We start from the raw sequence: 1599 nt of genomic DNA on the forward strand, positions 1-1599 counted from the left end.
AAAAGACCAGCTATAAAAAGTCAAGGAGGTAAAGCAGATTTTGTTATAAATTAATTTCGCTATTTTTAGGCACACCAAAGAAGCCTAAAGAATTCATTTTTTAAATGATTTAGGCGTATATGCTTAATTATCTTCTGTTAGTTGTGGTCTAGGTTCATAAGGTTTGTTGTCTCTGAGAATTGCAAAAATAATATGTGTTAGCTTACGGGCGACAGCACCCACAGCTGTCCCATGCGCTTTCCCACGTTTACGTAGCCTTTGATAATGCAGAGAAAGTGCTGGATCGTGAAAACTCGCAACAAAAGCAGCTTGCCATATCGCACGTCTGAGATAAGGAGAACCACGCTTGGAGAGCCGGGTCCTGCTGCTGTTAAAGTCACCAGACTGGTGAACAGAGGCATCTAAACCTGCAAACGCAACTAGCTGTTCAGGACGTTCAAAGCGGTCAATCGACCCGATTTCACCTAAGATAACACAAGCTGTGACATCACTAATTCCAGTGATGGTTGTTAAAAAGTGTTGTTGGCGATTTGAGATTTCAATCATTGCAGCTTCAATTTGTTTCAAATGTTTTTCCAGCAATAAAATTTGTTCCAAAAGTAGTTGGATTTGCATTTTAAACACATCGGTCCCGATTGAAATGCCAAAGGTATTTAAAGCACTTTCTCTAAGTTGAAGAGCTTTGTCATAAGCTCTCGATTCACCGAATCGGCCTTTACTGACACGGTTTAATAAAGCGGCAAGCTTTTCAGTATCAATTTTTAGTAGATCCTCTGGCAATGGCGAGTGCAGTAAAATTTCAGTCGAGGACTTTCCGAAGATATCTGAAAACACTTGTTCATACTCGGGAAAGACCTGGTCCAACAGCGAGATAATTTTACGCTTCAAATCAGAACTTTGATCAACAAAAGAATAGCGTAAACGCTCAAGATGTCGTAATTGGAGTAAATCTTCTTCAATAAAAGGTGTTTCATCAGGAGAGTCAATGCGAATGACTTGAGCAATAAGGTAAGCATCACTGACATCTGTTTTTGTCTTGCGGATATAAAAATGACGCAAAGCATCAGACTGCAAAGGGTTAAAAACAGTTGTTTTAAATCCTAATTTATGTAGGAAAGAAAAAACGGATAACCAGTAATGGCCAGTCGCTTCAAGTCCAATCACAGTATTATCAGGTGTTAGTTTATATTGGTTGATAAACTCAAGCAGCATTTCACTTCCAGCTTTCGAGTTGGCAAACCGTAAGGTTTTCCCAACATGATTCCCTTTATCGTCAATGAGTCCAACTTCATGATGACGTTTGCCAATATCAATCCCAATATAAAACATAAAAACACCACCTAAATTGAATATTTATCAGATGTGAGGAACCCTCTTGTCCTTATAGATATCCAACCTCGTTCGATATCCGACAACGAATGTGTCATCCAGCTCATTCGAATAGTTCTATAAAGAAAGAGGTGTCAGTCTTTTTGACGAAGACCACGCTTCAAGGAGGAAGCCGACAACCTCTATCTGATTAAATACATCATACCTTGGAAAAGGTATAACGATTTAAAACTAGTAAAAATACTAGTTAATAATAATATACGAGGAGGA

At 38.6% G+C, this 1599-nt stretch carries 1 protein-coding gene; it reads right to left on the reverse strand.

Features of this window, described 5'->3' with window-relative positions; all coding sequences use genetic code 11:
* Window positions 1-123 precede the first annotated feature (123 nt).
* Window positions 124-1329, reverse strand: a complete 1206-nt coding sequence (locus ABU914_RS15335; protein ID WP_379670563.1) for an IS110 family RNA-guided transposase — start codon at window positions 1327-1329, stop codon at window positions 124-126.
* Window positions 1330-1599: the final 270 nt, after the last annotated feature.

The organism is Pueribacillus sp. YX66 (assembly GCF_041725775.1).
Classification (GTDB): domain Bacteria; phylum Bacillota; class Bacilli; order Bacillales; family UBA6769; genus Pueribacillus.

What these genes read in the sequence shown, in the direction of transcription:
- ABU914_RS15335 (WP_379670563.1), bottom strand. Translation starts at nt 1,329, where the DNA reads ATGTTTTATATTGGGATTGATATTGGCAAACGTCATCATGAAGTTGGA.